The organism is Aquisalinus luteolus (assembly GCF_009712425.2).
GTDB classification, from domain to species: domain Bacteria; phylum Pseudomonadota; class Alphaproteobacteria; order Caulobacterales; family Parvularculaceae; genus Aquisalinus; species Aquisalinus luteolus.
Genome location: NZ_VCJR02000007.1, coordinates 20,572 through 41,776 on the forward strand (window position 1 = coordinate 20,572; position 21,205 = coordinate 41,776).

At 61.1% G+C, this 21,205-nt stretch carries 14 protein-coding genes; 5 read left to right on the plus strand and 9 right to left on the minus strand.

The genetic code is table 11. From position 1 onward, the window contains the following. Positions 1-4: 4 nt before the first annotated feature. The 7 genes from pdeM to FF098_RS17230 all read right to left on the minus strand — a co-directional run bounded on the left by pdeM (position 5) and on the right by FF098_RS17230 (position 6,509). Positions 5-730 carry a ligase-associated DNA damage response endonuclease PdeM gene (gene pdeM / locus FF098_RS17200; RefSeq protein ID WP_166426615.1) on the minus strand — a complete coding sequence of 242 codons (726 nt, stop codon included), beginning with the start codon at positions 728-730 and terminating at the stop codon, positions 5-7. Positions 731-827: 97 nt separating this feature from the next. After that, on the minus strand, positions 828-1,424 hold the full coding sequence (locus FF098_RS17205; RefSeq protein ID WP_155142906.1) for an energy transducer TonB: 597 nt from the start codon (positions 1,422-1,424) through the stop codon (positions 828-830). Between the two features lie 91 nt (positions 1,425-1,515). Further along, positions 1,516-4,059 carry a ligase-associated DNA damage response DEXH box helicase gene (locus FF098_RS17210; RefSeq protein WP_155142908.1) on the minus strand — a complete coding sequence of 848 codons (2,544 nt, stop codon included), beginning with the start codon at positions 4,057-4,059 and terminating at the stop codon, positions 1,516-1,518. Between the two features lie 42 nt (positions 4,060-4,101). Further along, positions 4,102-4,836 (minus strand): FadR/GntR family transcriptional regulator, encoded by a 735-nt coding sequence (locus tag FF098_RS17215; protein ID WP_155142910.1) that lies wholly within the window; start codon positions 4,834-4,836, stop codon positions 4,102-4,104. A gap of 50 nt (positions 4,837-4,886) precedes the next feature. Then, positions 4,887-5,447 (minus strand): hypothetical protein, encoded by a 561-nt coding sequence (locus FF098_RS17220; protein ID WP_155142912.1) that lies wholly within the window; start codon positions 5,445-5,447, stop codon positions 4,887-4,889. A gap of 43 nt (positions 5,448-5,490) precedes the next feature. Then, positions 5,491-6,195: a glutathione S-transferase family protein gene (locus tag FF098_RS17225; RefSeq protein WP_155142914.1), complete on the minus strand. Its 705-nt coding sequence runs from the start codon at positions 6,193-6,195 to the stop codon at positions 5,491-5,493. Positions 6,196-6,206: 11 nt separating this feature from the next. Next, a complete protein-coding gene (locus FF098_RS17230; RefSeq protein ID WP_166426616.1) occupies positions 6,207-6,509 on the minus strand; it encodes a putative quinol monooxygenase in 303 nt (100 codons plus the stop codon). A gap of 161 nt (positions 6,510-6,670) precedes the next feature. Here FF098_RS17230 and FF098_RS17235 point away from each other — a divergent pair, with 161 nt between their 5' ends. The 4 genes from FF098_RS17235 to FF098_RS17250 all read left to right on the plus strand — a co-directional run bounded on the left by FF098_RS17235 (position 6,671) and on the right by FF098_RS17250 (position 14,136). Further along, positions 6,671-7,231 (plus strand): type 1 glutamine amidotransferase domain-containing protein, encoded by a 561-nt coding sequence (locus tag FF098_RS17235; RefSeq protein WP_155142918.1) that lies wholly within the window; start codon positions 6,671-6,673, stop codon positions 7,229-7,231. A gap of 219 nt (positions 7,232-7,450) precedes the next feature. After that, a complete protein-coding gene (locus tag FF098_RS17240) occupies positions 7,451-10,807 on the plus strand; it encodes a transglutaminase family protein (protein WP_155142920.1) in 3,357 nt (1,118 codons plus the stop codon). Positions 10,808-10,857: 50 nt separating this feature from the next. After that, positions 10,858-13,242: a circularly permuted type 2 ATP-grasp protein gene (locus tag FF098_RS17245; RefSeq protein ID WP_155142923.1), complete on the plus strand. Its 2,385-nt coding sequence runs from the start codon at positions 10,858-10,860 to the stop codon at positions 13,240-13,242. A 9-nt stretch (positions 13,243-13,251) separates the two neighbouring features. After that, on the plus strand, positions 13,252-14,136 hold the full coding sequence (locus FF098_RS17250) for a transglutaminase family protein (protein ID WP_155142925.1): 885 nt from the start codon (positions 13,252-13,254) through the stop codon (positions 14,134-14,136). 75 nt (positions 14,137-14,211) lie between these two features. Here the strand turns inward: FF098_RS17250 and FF098_RS17255 are convergent, their stop codons facing one another. Continuing rightward, positions 14,212-15,834, minus strand: a complete 1,623-nt coding sequence (locus FF098_RS17255) for a family 43 glycosylhydrolase (RefSeq protein WP_205967559.1) — start codon at positions 15,832-15,834, stop codon at positions 14,212-14,214. 66 nt (positions 15,835-15,900) lie between these two features. After that, positions 15,901-17,646, minus strand: a complete 1,746-nt coding sequence (locus FF098_RS17260; protein ID WP_155142927.1) for a glycoside hydrolase family 43 protein — start codon at positions 17,644-17,646, stop codon at positions 15,901-15,903. Positions 17,647-18,176: 530 nt separating this feature from the next. On the opposite strand from FF098_RS17260, the gene FF098_RS17265 reads away from it, so the two are divergent. Then, positions 18,177-21,200, plus strand: coding sequence for a TonB-dependent receptor (locus tag FF098_RS17265; protein ID WP_155142929.1), 3,024 nt, complete (start codon positions 18,177-18,179; stop codon positions 21,198-21,200). Positions 21,201-21,205: the final 5 nt, after the last annotated feature.

Genomic DNA, 21,205 nt, shown 5'->3' on the forward strand with positions numbered 1-21,205 from the left:
CGCCTTAGCCCCTGAACATCACGCTCTGGCTGTCCGCCCGCAGCGCCTTGCGCGGCACACGGAAGGTCGATGACTTGCCAAGCATGTGGACATCGAAACCCTTGGTGAAAAACGGCTGGTAGGCAGCGTCCAATACATTCAGCCCGCCTGTATAGGCGCCGAAGGATGGCAGGATCAGCCGCTCGCCATCGCTGACAAAACAGCGCCGCCGCAACGACCGTCCCTCATGGGCGACCCTGGCGGCGGGGTGCATGTGGCCTGCGACCTGCCAGTTTCCGCTGGCACAGGGCTCGTGTCCGAAGGATAGCCCGCCGATCTCGACGTCTTCATGCACTTCCCCGGCGAACCGTGCCGGCGGCTCGGGGTCGTGGTTGCCGAGAATCCAGACCCAGCGCTGAGGTTTCATCAGCCCTTCCAGCGTGGCGCCATCGGCCTCGCTCATGCGGCCCTCGGCGCGGCGGTCATGGAAGGCGTCTCCAAGCGAAATGATTATCATTGGCCGGTATCGCTCGATCACCTCGCCCATCATCCTCAGCGTACGGCGCGTATCGTATGGCGGCAGGAAAATACCCTTCTCACCGAACGACGTCCCCTTCTCGAAATGAAGATCCGAAAAGACCAGCGTTCCGCACTCCGGCATCCAAAGCGCACCGGAGCAGTCATAGACCACGGGCACGTCGGCAAGCGTGGCGGCAGCCTGGCAAGGCGCGGGCGGCGGAGCTTTTCTCATCGGGGACGGATGCATGATGTGCACCCTAAAGCGATGCGCACGAAAGGGGAACAGACCATGCTGCCGCAGGGGCAGATTTTTCTCCCCGGCATGAGGGCTAGTCTTCGAGCGCCTCGAAACGGATCTCGTCGGTGTTGTCATCGATACGTACCGGTTTGCCGTTCCGTTCCGCCGGGGTGTAGCGCATCTCGCCGACATAATAGAGCGCAAGATCCTCGAATGTCGCCGGATCGGTCCCGCTAGCCACGGCAGAATCATAGACTCGCGCATTCAGTGGCACACCATCGGCACCGATATCATAGGTGACGACGACGCAGGCACTGTCGCCCGTGCCGGTATAACTTTCGGGCATCGCCACACCGCGATCGTCAGTCGTGTCGAGACCACTGATCAGCGATGGCGGGTCATAGTCGATATACTGGCCCGGCTCCGGGCGGAAGCCGTGCGGATGGGGCGTAAAACCATCGCCCGGGAAGGTGCAATAGGCAGGGGCGAGCGCCACAGGCAACGGTTCTGGCTCTGGCTCAATGACAGGTTCAGGTTCGATGACGGGTTCAGGGTCAGGTTCGATTTCTTCCACAGTCACCGGCTCGGCGACAGGTTCAGGCACATCGTCCATGCTGCACATGAACAACAGGAATGCGGCGATCGCCAGCACGATCAGCACGGCCATAATGCGTCTGAGATTTTCCATCCGTACCTCCCTCACCACCCTGAACATGGTAAACGACAAAGCGGTTCCATTCCAGTCGCTTGTGAGGGCCAGCCTTCAATGGGGCCAGAAGCTAGTCGCGCATATCGGCGAGCAATTCCGCCTGTAGCTCTTCAAGGATAGCCTCCGTCGCCTCCCCCAGCACCGTTTCGCGGTTGATTTCCATCATCACCGGCACGGCGAGCGGCGAGACTTTCTCCAGCGGCTGGTGGCGGATATGCCCCTTCACCCGCGCCAGCAGGCCGGACAACCGCCCGAGCGACAGGAACCCGCCTGCCGCATCGGCCCATGCCGCCTGCATCAGGATGTGGTCCGGCTCATGCTCGCGCAGCACGTCATAGATCAGGTCGGCGGAGAACGTGACCTGCCGCCCGGTCTTCTCCTGTCCCGGATGGCGCCGCTCGATCAGCCCGGCAATGATCGCGCAATTGCGGAAGGTGCGCTTCATCAGCATCGCGTCGGACAGCCAGGTTTCCAGGTCATCGCCCAGCATGTCCTCGTCGAACAGGTCGTCCATGTCGACATCGCCCATCGGCTTGCGGCCATAGACCGAAAGCGCATATTCGGTCGGGCAGAATCCCAGCGGCTGAAGCCCCATCCGGTCGAGCCGCTTGGTCAGCAGCATGCCCATGGACTGGTGCGCCAGCTGCCCGTCAAAGGGATAGCAGACAAGATAATGCCGGCCTGACCGCTCGAAGGTCTCCACCAGCAATTCATTCGGCTTCGGGATGATCGATTTTTTCTGCTGCAGCTCCAGCCACTCGCGCACCTGGTCGGGCAGTGTGTGCCAGCTTTCCGGCGTGTTGATGATCTGGCGCACCCGGTCGGCAAGAAAGGTCGTCAGCGGGAACTTGCCGCCATTCCAGGACGGTATTTTTACCTCCGAATTCGGCGCACGCGTACATAGCGCCTCCATCTCGGCCATGCCCTCGAATTTCAGTACCTCGCCGCCGAACAGGAAGGTATCGCCGGGCACCAGCTGCTCGATAAACCATTCCTCGACGGTGCCGAGCTTGCGCCCGCCACGTACGCTGCCGCGCATCTTGCCATCCGGCCCGCGCCGGGGGCGCCCGAGGCGCAGCGTGACCGCTGGCGCTTCTACGATGGTGCCTACATTGAGGCGGTATTGCTGCGCCGCCTGCGGATTGCGGATCTTCAGCATGCCTTTTCGCTCGTTCTTCGCATCAGGCACGATCCTGCGGAACCGCTCATAGGCTTTCAGCGCATAACCACCGGTCGCGACGAACTCGACGACCCTGTCGAACTGCTCGCGCGTCAGGTAACCATAGGGTGCAGCGGAAGAAACCTCCCGGTACAGATCGTCAGGATGGAAGGGCGCGGCGCAGGCAACACCCCAGACATGCTGGGCCAGCACATCGAGCCCGCCTTTCCTTGGTGGTTCTCCGTCGAGAATGTTCTCGATGATCGCCCCTTGAGCGGCGGTGCATTCCAGCACCTCGAACCGGTTGGCCGGCACCAGCAACGCCTTGGACGGCTCGTCGAGGCGGTGATTGGCCCGGCCTATGCGCTGGATCATCCGCGAGGAGCCCTTGGGCGCGCCGATCTGCACGACGAGATCGACCTCGCCCCAGTCAATGCCGAGATCGAGCGTCGACGTACACACCACCGCCCGCAGCGTACCTGCAGACATTGCCGCCTCGACCTTGCGCCGCTGGGTCACGTCGAGCGAGCCATGATGCAGCGCAATCGGCAGGTTGTCGTCATTCATCGACCACAGCATGGAGAAGATGATCTCCGCCTGGCTGCGCGTATTGGTGAAGATCAGTGCTGTCTTTGATTTCTTGATGCGCTCATAGATTTCCGCATAGGCGTGGCGTGCCGAGTGGCCGGACCACGGGATGCGCTCGCCGGAGGACAGCACCTCGATATCGGGCCGCGCACCGCCCTGCCCCAGCACCAGGTCAGCCAGCGGCAACACCCCATCCTCATCCGGCAATTGCGGCACGAGAAAGCGCTGCAGGGGCTCGGCATCGGGCACGGTCGCCGACAGGCCCGTGGTGCGCATGCCGGGCGCCAGCTGCCACAGCCGCGCAAGACCTAGAGAAAGGAGATCGCCGCGCTTCGACGCGACCAGCGCATGCAGCTCATCAAGGATAACATGTTTCAGTCCACTGAAGAATTCTGCGGCAGACGGATGAGACAGCAACAGCGCCAGCTGCTCAGGCGTCGTCAGCAATATATCCGGCGGGTTGTCGCGCTGGCGCTGGCGCCGGTTCTGCGGCGTATCGCCAGTGCGCGTCTCGATCCGGATCGGCAGCTTCATCTCGGCCGCCGGCATCTCTACATTACGCGCGACATCCACCGCCAGCGCCTTCAGCGGCGAGATGTAGATCGTATGCAGGCGCGGTTCCTCGGACGGGTTCGCGGCGAGATCGATCAGCGATGGCAGGAAGCCGGCCAGCGTCTTGCCGCCGCCGGTCGGCGCGATCAGCAGGACGGATTTTCCCTCCCGCGCCTTTTCGATCACCGCCGCCTGATGGTCGCGCAGGTACCAGCCACGCCCGGCGAACCAGTCGGAAAATGTCCGGGGCAGCACCGAAGTATCCACCTTCGCTTCGGGGGCCGTTCGCCGTTTCGTGGTTCTGGTCTTCGCCATGGAGACAGATATAGCGGCGGGTCTCGTGCCGCCAAAGCGCAATCAGGCCTTCGCTGCCCGGCTCGCCCTTTGGTCGGCAACGGCAGCAGATTCCATCAGCGCGATAGCTTCGTCCAGCAGCTCGATGAACAGCCGCATGGCGAGCGCCTCGTCGCGCGCCCTGATCGCATGGTAGATCGCTTCATGGGCATCAAGGTCAGCCTTGCTCACCCCCTTGGCCTCATTGGTCTTGCGGATGGAAAAGCGCAGCGCCGTTTCGACCATGGGCGCGAACTGGCGCAGGAACCGGTTCCGGCATGCCTCGAGAATGGAAACGTGGAAGGCGATGTCTGCACTCAGCGCTTCCTCGCCGGGTGAAGCGCGCCGGAAATCAGCCATCGCCGCGCCGATTATGTCGATATCGCTGTCGGTGCCATGCTTGATGACCTCCACCGCTGCCGCCGGCTCGATCACCCGGCGTACGACCAGGAACTCGCGCATCAACTCCGGCGAAAACTGGCGCTGGAGGATCCATTCCAGCACATCCGGATCGAGAAAATTCCAGTTCGATTCCTGCTCTACATAGGTCCCGCGCTTAGGGCGCTGTCCGACCAGCCCCTTGGCCGTCAGCATTTTGACGGCCTCACGGGTTACCGTGCGGCTGGCATTGAACATGGCGCACAGATCTGCCTCGATCGGCAGGTTTTCACCGGCCGCCACATCGCCGCGCACGATCATGGTGCCGATTTTCTCGGCAAGGTCGTGGGTCAGGTTCTTGCCGCTCTCGCTGCGCACCATCTTATCGGGAAGTCCTCTTGCACCGGCCGACCGCGCCGACCCGTGATTTCCTAGTCAAAGGCGTAAAAGCTGATATTCACGCTGGGATAAAAGAATGTCGACGCGGAAATCTTGATCTGCCCCGGCACGTCTCGCATCTCGCCGGTTTCGCGGCCATAGAAGCGCGTGATCGATGCTTCCTCCGTAGACAAATCACCTGCGCCATCGCTCTCGACGCGTTCCAGCATCGGCATGTTCATATAGGTAACCGGCTCACCGACGATGCCTTCATCGAGGCAAGCCTCGACCGAGGACGCAATGGCCGCATAGGTCTCACCGAGTGGCAGGTCCTCTGCAAGGCGCCAGGTACAGCTATAGACGGTACCGAGCGCGTCGGTTTCTGCAACCTGGCAGCTCTGGGCGGCGAAGGGCTTTACCGTGCCGGCATAGAGCTTGCCGGTGCCGTCTTCCTCAGGCGTCACATCATCGCCCTTCAGCCCGTCAAACCCGTCATAGGCAGCGCGCACGATCTCCGCGACCGGCGCACAAAGGTTTTGTTCGTTTTCTTCGACCGCCCCATGATCGTGGGCCATGACCGCGAGCCCGGCGATAGCGAAAATTGAAATGAACATGTATCTGCTCCCCTCTGCTTAATTCCAACACAGAATCAGAAGCTTACTCTTTCGATTTGCCCATTTCCACCATTTTGCGGGCCTCGTCGGCGAACTTGCGCGCTTCCTCGCTGTCATCGCCCTCCTTCAGCAGCTTGATGTCATAGGGCACCTTGATGCCTTTTTGCGCTGCAGGACGCTCCCTGATCGTGTTCACCCACCGTTGAAGATGCTCATGAGGCGCGATATCGACACCGGACCATTTCCATGTACGCACCCAGCACCAGTTGGCTATATCGGCGATGGAATAGTCACCGGCCAGATATTCATTGTCGGCAAGATGGCCATCGAGCACGCCGAACAGCCTCCCGACCTCGCCCTGATAGCGGTCGATGGCTGGCTGGATCTTCTCCGGGAAGTAGCGATAGAAGACGTTCGCCTGGCCCATCATCGGACCAATCCCGCCCATCTGGAACATCAGCCACTGTATCACCCGGCTGCGGCCCTTTTCATCCGTCGGCAGAAGCTGTCCGGTTTTTTCGGCAAGATAGATCATGATCGCGCCGGATTCGAAGACGGTGAAGTCGCCATTGTCCCTGTCGGCAATCACCGGGATCCGCCCATTGGGGTTCAGCTTCAGGAACCAGTCTTCCTTCTGGGTGTTCTTCATCAGGTCTATGGCATGGACCTCATAGGGCAGGCCCAGTTCTTCCAGCGTCACAGAAGCTTTCCAGCCATTCGGGGTCGGTGCTGTGTAGAGATCGATCATATTCTCTCCTTTTAGAGGTTCTTCAGATTGGCTGCTTCTGTCGCAATCAGCTCGCGGCCGGTTACGCCAGCCTCCTTCAGCGCGGCATGCCAGTCTTTCATATGGGGTGCATTGCCATGGGCCTTGAGGGCCTCCCAGCTTTCCCAGTATTCCAGTATACGGAACTTGTCCGGCTCGACCACATCTATGCCATAGGTATATTCAATACACCCCTTTTCCGCACGCGTGGCCGCGATCTGCTCTCTCATGGCGCCCCCGAGGTCAGCCAACGCCTCCGCGCTGCTGATTGTGACTGTGCCGGTTACGATTATCATATCTGGACCTCCGCTGTTTCCAGTGATTATGCCCCGTCCCTTTGCCGGAGAACAGATCGCAAAGCAGTCACGCAAACGAGAGGCCATCTCATCTTTGTAATGAAACTGCCCCTGCCCCCAGCGTGTAGATGGGTGTGACGCAACACCATAGGAGTTTCATCATGACACAGATCGACAATGCCAAGATCCTGATTATCGCGACCGACGGCTTTGAACAGTCTGAACTGTTCGAGCCCTATGAAAAACTGAAAGAATATGGCGCCGAAGTTCTGATCGCCGCCCCGGAAGAAGGCTCCATCAAGGCATGGAACAAGACAGACTGGGGCAAGTCCATCGACGTCGACATGACCCTTGAAGCCGTCAACGCCGACCAGTTCGATGCCCTCGTTCTGCCCGGCGGGGTGATGAACCCGGACAATCTGCGGGCCAACAAGACCGCGATCGCGAAGATTTATGACTTCGTCGCCGCCGACAAGATCGTCGCCGCAATCTGCCACGCACCCTGGCTACTGGCCGAGGCTGGCGTCGCGCGTGGCCGGGACATGACATCCTATCACACCCTCAAGACCGACATTATCAATGCCGGGGCGAACTGGAAGGATGAAAAGGTTGTTGTCTCTAACGGGATTATCACATCTCGCAATCCCGACGACATTCCCGCCTTCATCGAGAAAATCGTCGAAGAGGTGCGAGAAGGTGAACATGAACGCAAGGTCGCGTGACACCGGCCCTGTCATGACCGCTGTCAGTCACCTCTCCTGACACGGTTGCTGGAACCCGCCTTCGGTCGTGACTGCCGGGGCGGGTTTCGAGCATTTTCTGCAGGCAATCCGCATCATTTTGCGACGCAATAATTCAATGGTAACCTGCTGAAGAGTATGGAAGACTTGGAAAAGCGCACGGGATTGTGGCGCTGACAGTATCTGGGGGCGTTTTACGGCATGGCTATTCAGGCAGCGATCTATCACCTGACCCACTATATTTACGACCGGCCCGTCAGCCTCGGGCCGCAGATCATCCGCCTGCGCCCAGCGGCGCACTCGCGCACGAAAGTGCTCAGCCACTCGCTGAAGGTCTCGCCCTCCAACCACTTCGTGAATACCCAGCAGGATGCCTACGGAAATTTCCAGTCCCGCTTCGTGTTCCCAGACCCGGTTCGCGAACTGAAGATCGAAGTCGACCTCGTTGCCGACATGACGGTCTACAACCCGTTCGATTTCTTCGTTGAATCGGCAGCCGAGGAATGGCCGTTCGACTATGACGAGGCAATCCGCGAGGACCTGTCGATCTACACGACGCCGGAACCAGCCGGGCCCGAGCTTCAGTCCTTCCTCGCCGGTGTCGACCGCACGCCGACCCGCACCATCGATTTCGTCGTCGAGCTGAACGCCCGCATCCAGCGCGAGATCGGCTATGTCATCCGCATGGAGCCGGGCGTGCAGACCCCGGAAGAGACGCTGAAATCGGCCAAAGGCTCCTGCCGCGATTCCAGCTGGTTGCTGGTCCAGGCGCTGCGCCATCTTGGTCTCGCCGCCCGTTTCGTCTCCGGCTACCTCATCCAGCTGAAGCCGGACCTGAAGGCCCTCGACGGGCCATCGGGCACCGAGGTCGACTTCACCGACCTTCATGCCTGGGCCGAGGTCTACCTGCCAGGCGCGGGCTGGGTCGGCCTCGACCCGACATCAGGCTTGCTGACCGGCGAAAGCCACATCCCCCTCGCCGCAACCCCGCATTATCGCAACGCCGCGCCGATCTCCGGCACCATCGGCACCAAGGCCGAGGTCGATTTCAAATACGACATGAAGGTGACCCGCGTTGCCGAGCATCCGCGCATCACCAAGCCGTTCTCCGACGACAGCTGGGACGATCTCGACGCCCTCGGCCAGAAGGTCGACGCAATTCTGAAAGAACAGGATGTCCGCCTGACCATGGGCGGCGAGCCGACCTTCGTCTCCATCGATGATTTCGAGAGCGCGGAATGGAACACCGCCGCCGTCGGCCCAACCAAGCGGGCCAAGGCCGATGTGCTGATCCGCCGCCTGCGCGACCGCTTCGCGCCCAGCGGCTTCATTCATTACGGTCAGGGCAAATGGTATCCGGGCGAAACCCTGCCACGCTGGACTTTCTCTCTCTACTGGCGTCATGACGGCGAACCGCTGTGGCAGAACACCGACCTAATCGCCGAAGAAAAGAAAAGCGACCAGAAAGATAACAGGACGCATACGGAACAGGAGGCAGGCGCCCTCCTCTCTGCCGTCGCCGATGAGCTCGACCTCGACCGCGATTATGTCAGGCCCGCCTATGAGGACCCGGCAGAATGGCTGCTGCGCGAAGCAAAGCTGCCGAACAATGTCGACCCGTCCAATTCAAAGCTCGCCGATGCCGAAGAGCGCTCGCGCATGGCGAAGGTCTTCGAGCGCGGGCTGACCGAGCCTGTCGGCTATGTCCTGCCGGTGCAGCGCTGGAACACGCGTGCCAACGGGCTGAGCTGGCTTTCGGAAGTCTGGCAGACGCGCCGTGGACGGATCTATCTCGTTCCCGGCGACTCCGCTGCGGGTTACCGCCTGCCGCTGGGCACCCTGCCCTATATCTCCAAGGCCGAATATCCATACGTTGTCGAGGAAGACCCCTCGGTCGAGCGCGAGCCGTTGAAAAAGCCCGAGCGCAAGCCGAACCCCGGCGAGATCAGCGCCGATGCCCGCGAACAGGCAATCGCCTCCTTCCAGCGATCCGAGCCGACCCGACAGGTCCCGCAACAGGTCAGCGAGATCGAGGGCCGTGTCCGCACAGCCTTGTCTGTCGAGGTGCGGGAGGGCCGTCTGTGCGTGTTCCTGCCGCCCGTCGAACGGCTTGAGGATTATCTTGACCTGCTCGATGCCGTCGAGAATGCCGCGATCAAGACCGGGCTTCCCGTCCAGATCGAAGGCTATCCGCCGCCCCACGATCCGCGGCTGAACGTGATCCGCGTTGCGCCCGACCCCGGCGTGATCGAGGTCAACATCCACCCCGCCGCCAGCTGGCAGGAATGCGTGGAGACGACCAACACGGTCTATGAGGAAGCGCGCCAGAGCCGTCTGGGGGCTGACAAGTTCATGATCGATGGCCGCCATACCGGCACGGGCGGCGGCAACCATGTCGTCGTCGGCGGGGCGACACCGAACGACTCGCCCTTCCTGCGTCGCCCCGACCTCTTGAAGAGCCTCGTCCTCTACTGGCAGCGCCACCCGTCGCTGTCCTACATGTTCTCCGGCATGTTCATCGGCCCGACCAGCCAGGCACCGCGCATCGACGAGGCCCGCCATGACGGGATGTACGAACTGGAAATCGCGCTCGCCCAGGTGCCGAAACCGGGCGAAGGTGACGCGCCCCTGCCCTGGCTCGTCGACCGCCTGTTCCGCAACTTGCTGGTTGATGTCACCGGCAACACCCACCGCTCGGAAATCTGCATCGACAAGCTGTTCAACCCGGACTCGCCGACTGGCCGTCTCGGTCTTGTCGAGTTCCGCGGCTTCGAGATGCCGCCAGACCCGCGTATGTCGCTCGCCCAGCAATTGTTGATCCGTGCCCTGATCGCCCGCATGTGGAAGGAGCCGGTTACCGGCAAGTTCACCCGCTGGGGCACGCAGCTGCACGACAAGTTCATGCTGCCGCATTATGTCTGGGCCGACTTCATGGAAGTGCTGGGCGACCTGCGCGAGCATGGCTTCGACCTGAAACCAGAATGGTTCGAGGCGCAGCTGGAGTTCCGCTTCCCGTTTTGTGGCGAGACCAGCTACTCCGGCGTCAAGCTGGAGCTGCGCCAGGCGCTGGAGCCATGGCACGTCATGGGCGAGGAAGGCGCGATCGGCGGCACCGTCCGCTTCGTCGATTCCTCCGTCGAACGCCTGCAGGTGAAGACGCAAGGCCTGAACCCCGACCGCCACGTCATCGCCTGCAATGGCCGCCCTGTCCCGATGAAACGGACCGAGACCGCCGATGTCGCCGTTGGCGGCGTGCGCTTCAAGGCATGGCAGCCGCGCTCCGGCCTGCACCCCATGGTGCCGGTCAACGCGCCGCTGGTCTTCGATGTCTATGACACATGGTCGGGCCGCGCGATCGGCGGCTGCGTCTATCACGTTGCCCACCCGGGCGGGCGCAATTACGACACCTTCCCGGTCAACACCAACGAAGCCGAGGCCCGCCGCCTTGCCCGGTTCGAGGCCCATGGTCACCAGCCATCGGGCTATCAGCTGCGAGAGGAAAACCCGGCACCGGATTTCCCCTATACGCTCGACCTGCGCCGCCCGGCTGGCCTCTAGACATGTAATCGGTCTATGCATCTGGCAGGGAAATCTGACAGATTGACACGATGCTGACGGTTAACGACGACCATATCCCCCTGTTGAAGGGCTACAGGCCGCTTGAGGGCGCCGCCGACGAGATGGTCGACGAGACGGGCGCACTCAGGCCCGTCTGGCAGCGCTTCATGAAGGAGATCGGCCGCCTCGGCCCCGAGGAAATCGCCGCCCGCGCCCGCCGCGCCGACCAGTATCTGAATGATGCAGGCGTCTATTACCGCTTCTATGATCAGGCCGGCAGCCGCGAGCGCGACTGGCCACTGGCCCATTTACCGCTGCTGATCGACGAGGCCGAATGGCGCACCATCGCCGACGGCCTGTGCCAGCGCGCCGACCTCTTGGAACAGGTCGTCGCCGACATTTACGGCCCCAACCTGCTGGTCGAACAGCGCCTGCTTCCGCCTGAACTGATTGCCGCGAACCCGGAATATCTCCGCCCCCTCGCCGGTCATATCCCGCCCGGCGGCAATTTCCTGCATTTCTGCGCGTTCGAGCTTGGCCGTGGCCCCGACGGGCGCTGGTGGGTATTGTCCGACCGCGCGCAGGCCCCCTCCGGTATCGGCTTTGCGCTGGAAAACCGCGTTGCCACGACCAAGGCTTTCTCAGACATCTACAACCGCCTGCATGTCCACCGCCTCGCGGGCTTCCACCGCCGCTTCCGCGATGCACTGATCCAGTTGGCCGGCAGCCAGGACCTGACCGCGATCCTAACCCCTGGGCCATTCAATGAAACCTATTACGAGCAGGCCTATATCGCCCGCTATCTCGGCATTTCACTACTCGAGGGCGAAGACCTCATCGTCACCGACGGGCAGGTAAAGGTTCGCACCGTGTCCGGCCTGCAGCCGGTCAACGTACTCTGGCGGCGACTGGATGCCGGCTTCGCCGACCCGCTGGAGCTGGACCAGGACTCCCAGATCGGCACGCCGGGCCTTGTCGAGGCCGTGCGCAACCGCTCCGTACACGTAGTCAATTCGCTTGGCTCGGGTGTTCTGGAAATGCGCGCCCTCCTCGCCTTCCTGCCCCGCATCGCCCGCGCGCTCACCGGCCAGCCGCTGAAGCTGCCCTCCATCGCCACATGGTGGTGCGGACAGGACGCAGAGCGGGAGCATGTGCTGGAGCACTTCGACAGGATGATGATCGGCCCGGCCCTCTCGGCCCGCATGCCGTTCGAGGATCTCGACAATACCATCCTCGGCGGCCTCCTCGCCGACACCGACAAGTCGAAGTGGCAGGAGAAACTGCAAAAAAATGGCCCCGGCTACGTCGGCCAGGAATCCGTACGACTTTCAACGGCGCCCGTCTTCACCGATGGAAAGCTCGAACCACGACCCGTCACCCTGCGCGTCTTCCTAGCCCGCACCCCCAATGGCTGGGCGGTTATGCATGGCGGCTTTGCCCGCATCGGCCAGTCGCTTGATGCCAGCGCCATCGCCATGCAGCGCGGCGGCCGCGCTGCCGATGTCTGGGTCGTGAGCGATAATCCCGTGCCGCAGGAAACCCTGCTGGAAAGCGGCGAGACAGGATTCGTGCGCCGCCTGCCCGGTACCTTGCCCAGTCAGGCGGCAGAGAATCTGACCTGGCTCGGTCGGTACACGGAACGCCTTGAGGGTACCACCCGCACGCTGCGCGCATGGCATGTCCGCCTTGCCGAGCGCGAGGACCCTGATGCGCCACTTCTCGCCCTTGTGCGCGACCACCTCGCCACGCTGGAGGTCGATGTCGCCGAGCCGGTACCCGCGCGCCTCGCCGACTATATCGACCGCGCCGTCATCACCGCCGGCAATATCCGCTCGCGCTTCTCGCCCGATGGCTGGCTCGCCCTGCGCGACCTGTCCAAGACCATCCATCAGCTATCGGCCAGGGTCGAGCCCGGCGATGACGCGACCCGCGCCATGACCGTTGTCCTGCGCAAGCTTGCCGGTTTCTCCGGCCTCGTGCACGAGAACATGTACCGCTTCACCGGCTGGCGCTTCCTCGAGATCGGCAGGCGGCTGGAACGGGCGATCCACATGACCCGCACCCTCGCGCTCTTCACGCAGGACGATGTGCCCGTCGGCGCGTGGGACATGCTGCTGGAGATCGCTGACTCCACCATGACCCATCGTCGACAATATGAATCGCAGCTCAACCGCCTGACGCTGATTGACCTGCTCGCGCTCGACCCGAACAATCCGCGCTCGGTCATGTTCCAGCTCGACGCCCTGCGCACGGAGATCGCCGCCCTGCCCGTCCCCGCCGATGCAGACCGCCACCACCGCCTGCAGCGTCAGGTTCTAAAGCTGCACACGGACCTTCAGGTGCTGGAACCCGGCGACGTCACAGGCGAGTTTCTCGGCACCCTTCAGGACGGGATAGAGGCGCTCTATGACAGCCTCTCCCAGACCTATTACTGAGGGCGCGCGATGCTGTACGATATCAGGCTGAAACTCTCCTATCGCTATCAGGGCCTTGTCGGGGGCAGCCGCCATCAACTGCGCGTCGCCCCGCCCTCGATCGAGGGTGTGCAGAGGGTTTTCTCGCAATCCCTGTCGATAGACCCATGGCCCACCGAGCAATCGGGCTTTACCGACTTTTTCGGCAATGCCGTCACGGCCTTCGCCAATCGTGACCCGCACGACCGACTCGACGTAACGATGGAGACCCGGGTCGAAGTTACGAGGCCCGAACCCTCCCTCGACGTCTCGGCTGATCTTGACGGTCTCGCTGCCGATATCGCCGCCAGCCACTCCCTCGCCCCGCAAAGCCCCCACCATTTCCTGCATCAGGGCAATTATACACCGCAGACGGAGGAGATGACGGCCTATGCCCGTGAGTGTACACAGGACAGCCCGTCCGTCCTCGCCCTCGCCGACCGGCTCTGCCGCCGTATCAAGGACGAGTTCCATTATGACGGCACGGCGACCACCGTCACCACAACGGCCGCCGAAGCCTTCGCAGGCAAGAGCGGCGTCTGCCAGGATTTCAGCCATGTGATGATCGCGGCCCTGCTTGGACTCGGCGTACCCGCCGGCTATGTCTCCGGCTGCCTCAGGACCGAACCGCCGGAGGGCGAGGAGCGACTGGAGGGCGCCGACGCCATGCATGCCTGGGTCAAGGTCTGGTGCGGGCGCGAAAGCGGCTGGCAGGAATTCGACCCCACCAACGGCATCCCGGCGTCAAGCGATCACATCACCATCGGCCATGGCCGCGATTATGCGGACGTCACCCCGATCCTCGGCATGCTGAAAACCGCAGGCGAGCAAAGTGCCGCCCAGGCCGTCGACGTGATCCCGGTGAAATCATCCTGAAGACGGATCATGTAAAACCGGGACCGCCTCAATGCGGCCCCGGCTAAAGGTAGGCTGTTGATAAAGGCGCCTACCTTATGGCAGCGCCTTGTAAACGAAGTCCGTATACAGCACGTCCCCTGATGCGCCTGCAGAGAAGAAGGCAGGACGCAGGCTGAGGAAGTCCCCGAAGACATTCTGGTGGAGACCGGAAGTCTCATAGCGCCACGGATGCCGCTGCCAGTCAGTGCCGTTGACGCTGTATTCCATCGTCACGATATGCCGGTCATTGGTCATGCGCATATGCAGCCTGTCCGTGTCGACGGGAATGCGCAGCCATCCCTGATCCTGATTGTAATTATAGGTATAGACCTCGCCATTGCCGAAACCGAAGCCGACAAAGCCCTTGCCATTGTAGAACTGCAGCAAGCCGCCAATTGCCTCGCCACGAGGCTCGCAGATGATCGAGACCTGATAGGCATGATCGCCAGCCTTGCAGGCGATGGGTGAACAGTTTTGCGGCCCCTCACCCTTAGCAGCAACAAGAAGACCGCCTTCCGTATACTGAAGCCTTCTGGCTTCATTCGCACCCGGCTCACAGAAACTCCACTGGATGCCGAACTTGTTGGACGAGAAATCGTCCGACAGGGCGCGTCCTGCGGGGCCAGCCTTGCCACCCTTCGGCTTTGGCAATGGCTGTGACAGGTCACCGCCCAGCGCGCGGAACCAGCCATCTTCGGTCCATTCGATCGGGTCGAGCAATGTCTGCCGTCCCAGCGTGCGATAGCCGTTTTCATAGCCATGGTAGACCATCCACCAGTCACCACCCGGGCCTTCGACCACCGTCGCATGACCACGGGACCACCAGCGCTCGTCCGGGTCGCTGGTCCGCACAATCGGGTTGTACGGACATTGCTCCCACGGTCCGTGGATCGACTTCGACCGGGACACGACAACCATGTGGCCGGTCGGCGGACCGGCCGTGCCGCCGACGGCAGCGACGAGATAGAAATACTCCCCGCGCTTCATCAGCTTGGGGCCTTCGCCGGCATACATCTCGACTACCCAGTCATCCGGATACTGCCATAGTTCGAATGTCTGCTCCACGGGTCCTGCCGTCGCCAGGCCGTCATCGGTCAGTTCCACACGGCTGCCGGCATTCATGAACAGGTAGCGCTTGCCATCCTCGCCGACGACATGGCCGGGATCGATACGGTTCGGGATCCCGAGGTCGATGGGCTCGCTCCATGGCCCCTCGATATCGTCCGCATAGATAACCAGAATGCTCTGGCTGTTGTTCCTCAGTGCCGGGATGTAGATGAAATAGCGCCCGTCATGCTTGATCAGGTCCAGCGCCCAGACGGAGCCTACCGATTCAGGCAGAGCTGCCGTCACCGGCGTCCAGTTGACAAGATCCGTCGACTTCCAGATGACGATGCCGGGCACGGAATCGAACGACGAGAAAGACATGTAATAGACGTCGCCATCCTTCAGGATGGTCGGGTCCGGATGATCACCGGAGACGATCGGATTGAGGAACATGCCATTGCCCAGATCGGCGATGCGCTGTCCCTCGATACCTCGCCGCCATTGTGGCAGATTTTCAGGCGGGCACGGTGCAGGTGCGCTGCCATCCTGCGCTCTCGCCGTACCGCCAATGGCAAGGCTGCCAGCGCCGCCAAGCAGGGCGGATTTCATCAAGTCTCGTCTTGTGGTCACATCATTCTCCAAACAAACTCTGTTTACCTGCCTCAGGCAATATCTGTCGCATTCTTGGCAAGCTTCCTACGGCGCGCGCTGGGTATACATACCGGCAACAGCCCCGGTGAAGCCGCCTGCCTGTGCCGTAGTCAGGACTGAACTATCACCCGCGTCAAGCAGGTAGGCATAGTCTTCCCCGTTACTTCTATAGGCAAAAGCGATCTCGCCTTTATCGATTTCCATGCGCAGCTGCCATGGCCCATCGCCAGACAGCGCGCTTTGTGCGAGAACTTCTCCCTCTGCTGGCTCGTCGGTGGAGCCGCGACGGCGAAGGACGATCGATCGCTCACCATTCTCTTCCACCACGATGCCGAAGGCGTAGTAATGGGCGCTGTTCTGTATGGCGAGCAGGCCCGCCTCGTCACCAGGCGTTTGCGACATCGCTGAAAGCTCCGTCTCGACAGTGGCTGTCATATGTTGCAGGCGGCGACCGATGAAGGAGGGTTGTGCTCCCGCGCCAACCCGTTCTGCGCGGGGCTCCAGTTTCAATTGCCCGTCTTCCATCTGCCACCACTCGGCCTTGGGGGTACGGATGAACAGCCATTGCGGCGCGAGGCTGTCGCGATCGAACTCTTCCCGCACGGTAAAATTACCCGTCGTCGGCGGCGTTGCCACATCACCAGCAGGCAGGTCCGGCTTCTTGGCGACGGCAGGCACAGCCTCACCCGGCTCAAGTATGATCGGCCAGCCATCCTGCCAGGTGACGGGCAACAGGAATGTTTCCCGTCCGGTGTGGAAGCGTCCCGGATCCTGCGGCGGCACATCGAGATCGTAGACGCGCGTGGCAAGGAAAACTGCCCACCAGTTGCCATTCCCGTCATCGAAAATATCGGCATGGCCTGTGGCAGTAACGGGGTTGTCCCGATCATCCGGCAAGCCGAACTGGGTCAGCACAGGATTGCCCGGATAGGGCTCATAAGGGCCAAACACGTTATCAGAACGATAGACAAGCTGGCCGTGATAATACCCGGTGCCCCCGCCCGGCGCGGAGAGAATGTAGCTCCCATCAACTTTGTAGATATGCGGCCCTTCGATATACTCCGTATGCCAAGGGGCTTCTGTGGCGCCATCAACCAGCATGACATCATCAGAAACCTGCTCGAAGGTTTCCGGATCGACCTCCATGACATACAGGGCTGAATGGGCATCGAACGACTTCTCGGGCGGAGTGCGCTGGTGCACGATGAACATCCTGCCGTCATCGTCGAAGAAAATGGACGGATCGATCCCTTCAAGATGAGGAAGCCACACAGGATCAGACCACGGTCCTGCCGGATCCTCGGCCGTCACGATGAAATTGCCACCACACGCGATGCAGGTGGTGGTCATGTAAAAGGTGCCGTCCTTGTGTTCGATCGTTGGCGCATAAATGCCGGTCTGCCCCAGATGAAGCCTGTCGAACGGCATCATGTCCGGCCTGTCGATGACATTGCCAAGCTGCGTCCAGTTGACGAGGTCCCGACTGTGATGAACCGGAACACCGGGGTAAAAGCCGAAAGTCGAGTTGACCATGTAGAAATCCGCGCCCACACGAACGACGCTGGGGTCAGGATAATACCCGGCCAGAATGGGATTCCTGTACTGATCATCGCCGATCGAACCGGCAAACTGCTCATCGGCACCCGTATATTCAAACCATGAGAAGTTCGCGGTTTCAGATACCGGTTCCGTTTCAACATCAGTTTCGACGTCAACGGTATTCCCACCTGATTGCCCGCAAGCGGTCAGACAGATTGCGACAAACAATCCGGACAGAGTCTTCCTGTACATTCCGACATTTCCCTATCTTGTCTTTTGTTGTTCCGTTCTGATCAGGGCAAGCTGGTAGCCCCCTCAAAACGCCTTTTTAAGCGAAGGTAGCTGGTGAAAGCCGGTCACATCAAGAACGGTCTTCGACACCAGACGTCTCGAGCCACCTGTTTTGGGCCATTTTGAGGGATACCGCGTCCATTTCATTCCCCAAGACACCGATTTCATGAAACTGACGATCCGTCTCGCAACAAAAGCCCGGGGCAGGTTCACGAGCATGTTATGGGATTAATCAGCAGGGATCCGGCTTTTTGTGTGCTTGTCGTCTGACAGGACCGGACTGATGGTTGCGAATATGCTTCCCGGGGGTATGGCGTTGGGCAAACGTCCTCCAGCTCAACAGCCTGCCCATCGGAGGCAAAGGCGGGGAGGTCCTTTGTTTACTCCATCGCCTTTTCCGTACCCATCCGTCCAGAAGTCACGATCCTTGTGACCCAAAAGATAAACTCAAAAACATTTCCGCGTAGCGGGAGTGAGGGGAAGGAACAGAGATGAAGATCAACGAAATGCTCCTCGGAGCAAGCGTAATAGCCTTGTCCATGGCCGGCACCATGCTGCCGTCCGTCGCCTGGGCACAAGCCGATGAGAGTAATGCTTCGGCACAGGAAGAATCCGAAGACGATGGCGACACGATTGTCATCACCGGGCGCCGCCAGGCGCTTCAGAGCGCGGACGAGCGCAAGAAAAACGCCGGTGCCATCCTCGACGCCGTTGTGGCGGACGATGCGGGCAAACTTCCGGACAACTCCATCACCGAAGTCCTGCAGCGTGTATCGGGCGTATCCATCGTGCGTTTCGCCGCCCTTGGCGACCCGGACCACTTCTCCGTCGAAGGTTCCGGCATCCAGGTGCGCGGCCTTTCCGGTGTTGCCTCCCGCCTGAACGGCCGGGAAATCTTCAGCGCCAATTCCGGCCGCTCCCTGCTCTGGGGTGACGTCACGCCAGAGCTGATGTCCGCGGTTGATGTCTACAAATCGACCTCTGCTGACATGATCGAGGGTGGTACAGGCGGCACGGTAGACCTGCGCACCAAATTGCCTTTCGACTATGATTACGGCATGAACTTCGCTGGCTCGGGCGAATTGAGCTATGGCGACCTCGCCAAGGAAACCGATTATTCGGCCTCCGGCCTCATTTCCGGCAAGTGGGACACCGATATCGGTGATATCGGCTTCCTGATTGACGGTGCCTACAGCCAGTTCTCGTCGAACTCCGACTTTTTCCGTATGGAGACCTACTACCGCACGCGCCTGAATAACTCCGACTATTTCATTCCGGGCGGCTATGACTATGGCGAGCAGGACTTCCAGCGCAAACGCGAAGGCATCTATGCTGCCGGTCAGTGGGCGCCAAATGATGAATTGCTCTTCACCGGTATCTTCTTCCAGTCCCGGTATCAGAATGAATCCCATGAGTATGGTTCGTTCGTGACATCGCAGACGCTTGCTGTCGATCCGTCGACGAGCACGTTCGACGACCAGGGCGGCCTGCTTCAGTCGGACGCCGTCTTCCAGCGCGACACGGCGACCTTCGCCCCCAGCGGTGCAACGATCACCAGTGGCGGCAATATGGGTGTCGCCCTCAGCGACTCCAAGACACAGGATATGTCGCTCGCCTTCGACTGGAGCCCGGCGAATTCCCGCTGGCAGGTCCAGGGTGCCTATCAGCGTATCGTCTCCACCGCTGATGCAGACAGCGTCTCGATCTTCCGCGATGTCCAGTTCCCGACCAGCTTCGGCCTGGACCTGACCGGTGACCTGCCGCAGGTTTCCCTGCCCGCCAACTTCCAGGAAAGCCTGGACGATCCGGCAAACTATGTCTGGTCGGCTTCCATGCCGCATGGCGAAAACAACCGTGGTACGCTCGATGCCTTCAACATCGACGCCAGCGTCCTGATCGGCGATGGTTTCTTCCGCTCTGCCAAGTTCGGCGCGCGCTGGTCTGACCGCTCCGAACGCGACTTCAATAATGGTTATGCATGGTCGGCCCTTGGCCGTGGCTGGAACGGCGATCCGCAAATGACCTTTGCAAACGCCGCCCCTGGAGATGTCAGCCAGCACCTGTTCGAAGACTTCTTCCGTGGTGATGCAACGCTGCCGGGCGAATTGCTCTTCCCGAGCCTTGATCTCGCCCGTCGCTTTGCATCCGATCCATCCTACCGTGACGTGCTGCACTCCTCCCCGCCGGACAATTTCTGCGGTGCGCCGTTTGCCAGCGATCTCTGGTTCAACTGCTCACCATCCGGCCCCGCTCCGTCGACCGGCTATGGCGGCGCTGACTATCGCCAGCCCGGCTTCGTCCTGCCACAGGACCGCACTGACTACTCCACCAAACAGGTTGCCGGCTACGGCCTCGTCCGCTTCGGTCACAACCTGGACAATGGCGCAGAAATCGAAGGCAATGCCGGCCTGCGTGTCGTCGAGGTTGAAAACACCAGTGAGGGCTTCTTCCAGCAGTTCTCGACAACGTTTGTACGCGATGGCCAGACCTATACCCTGGCTGACCGTTCGGAAAATCGGGTCGATGGAGCGAAGTTCACGAAGTACCTGCCATCGGTGAATGTCAGCTATTGGCCGACGGAAGAGATCGTTTTCCGCGGTGCCTATAACATCACCATGGATAATGCATCCTTCAACGCACTGCGCGCCTCTGGCGATCTCGGGGTTGCGACGACGACGAACCCGAACAGCACACCGAGCAACAACCTGCCGGGCGTGTTCACCAACTACACCACGACATCGGGCAATCCGAGGCTTGAGCCGACGACGTCCAACAACTTCGACTTCTCGGCCGAATGGTATCCGCGTGCGGGTACGACATTCCACCTCGCCGCGTTCTACAAGGACCTCGAAAACCTGCCGATCTACTCAGCGACCCAGCAACCGGTCACTGTCTACTTCGACGATGGCACGTCCGAGGAAGCCTTCGCGACCGCGACCGATGTGCGCAATGCCGAAGAGAATGCCAAGGTCCGCGGTGTCGAGGTCGGGGGTCGTATCTTCTTCGACAATGCCCCGGGTCTGTGGAGTGGTTTCGGTGTCGAGGCGAACTACACCTACATCGACAGCGAGAACCCGGGCGACCTGTATCGCGACATCGATGGCGTGACCCGCAACGATGCTCCGCTTCAGGGGCTCTCAGAGCATAACTATAACGCTACCCTGCTTTACGAACGTGAACCGTTCTCGGCACGGATCGCCTATAGCTGGCGCTCGAAATACCTGCAGTCGACCAATGCCAACGGCACGAACGTGACCTACACCTATTTCTCCGAACCGGGTGTCAGCACGTCCATCGCCACGGCCCTGCCGGTCTATGGCGACGCCTATGGCACGCTCGACGCCGGTGTTCAGTACCGGGTCAATGATAACGTCTCGTTGTTCCTGCAAGGCACCAACCTGACGAACTCGACAGAGGAAACGCTGATGGGCGGCTATCCTGATGGCAAGCTCTATACCCGCAGCTGGTTCCAGAGCGACCGGCGGGTGAATGCAGGTGTCAACCTGTCATTCTAGTCTGT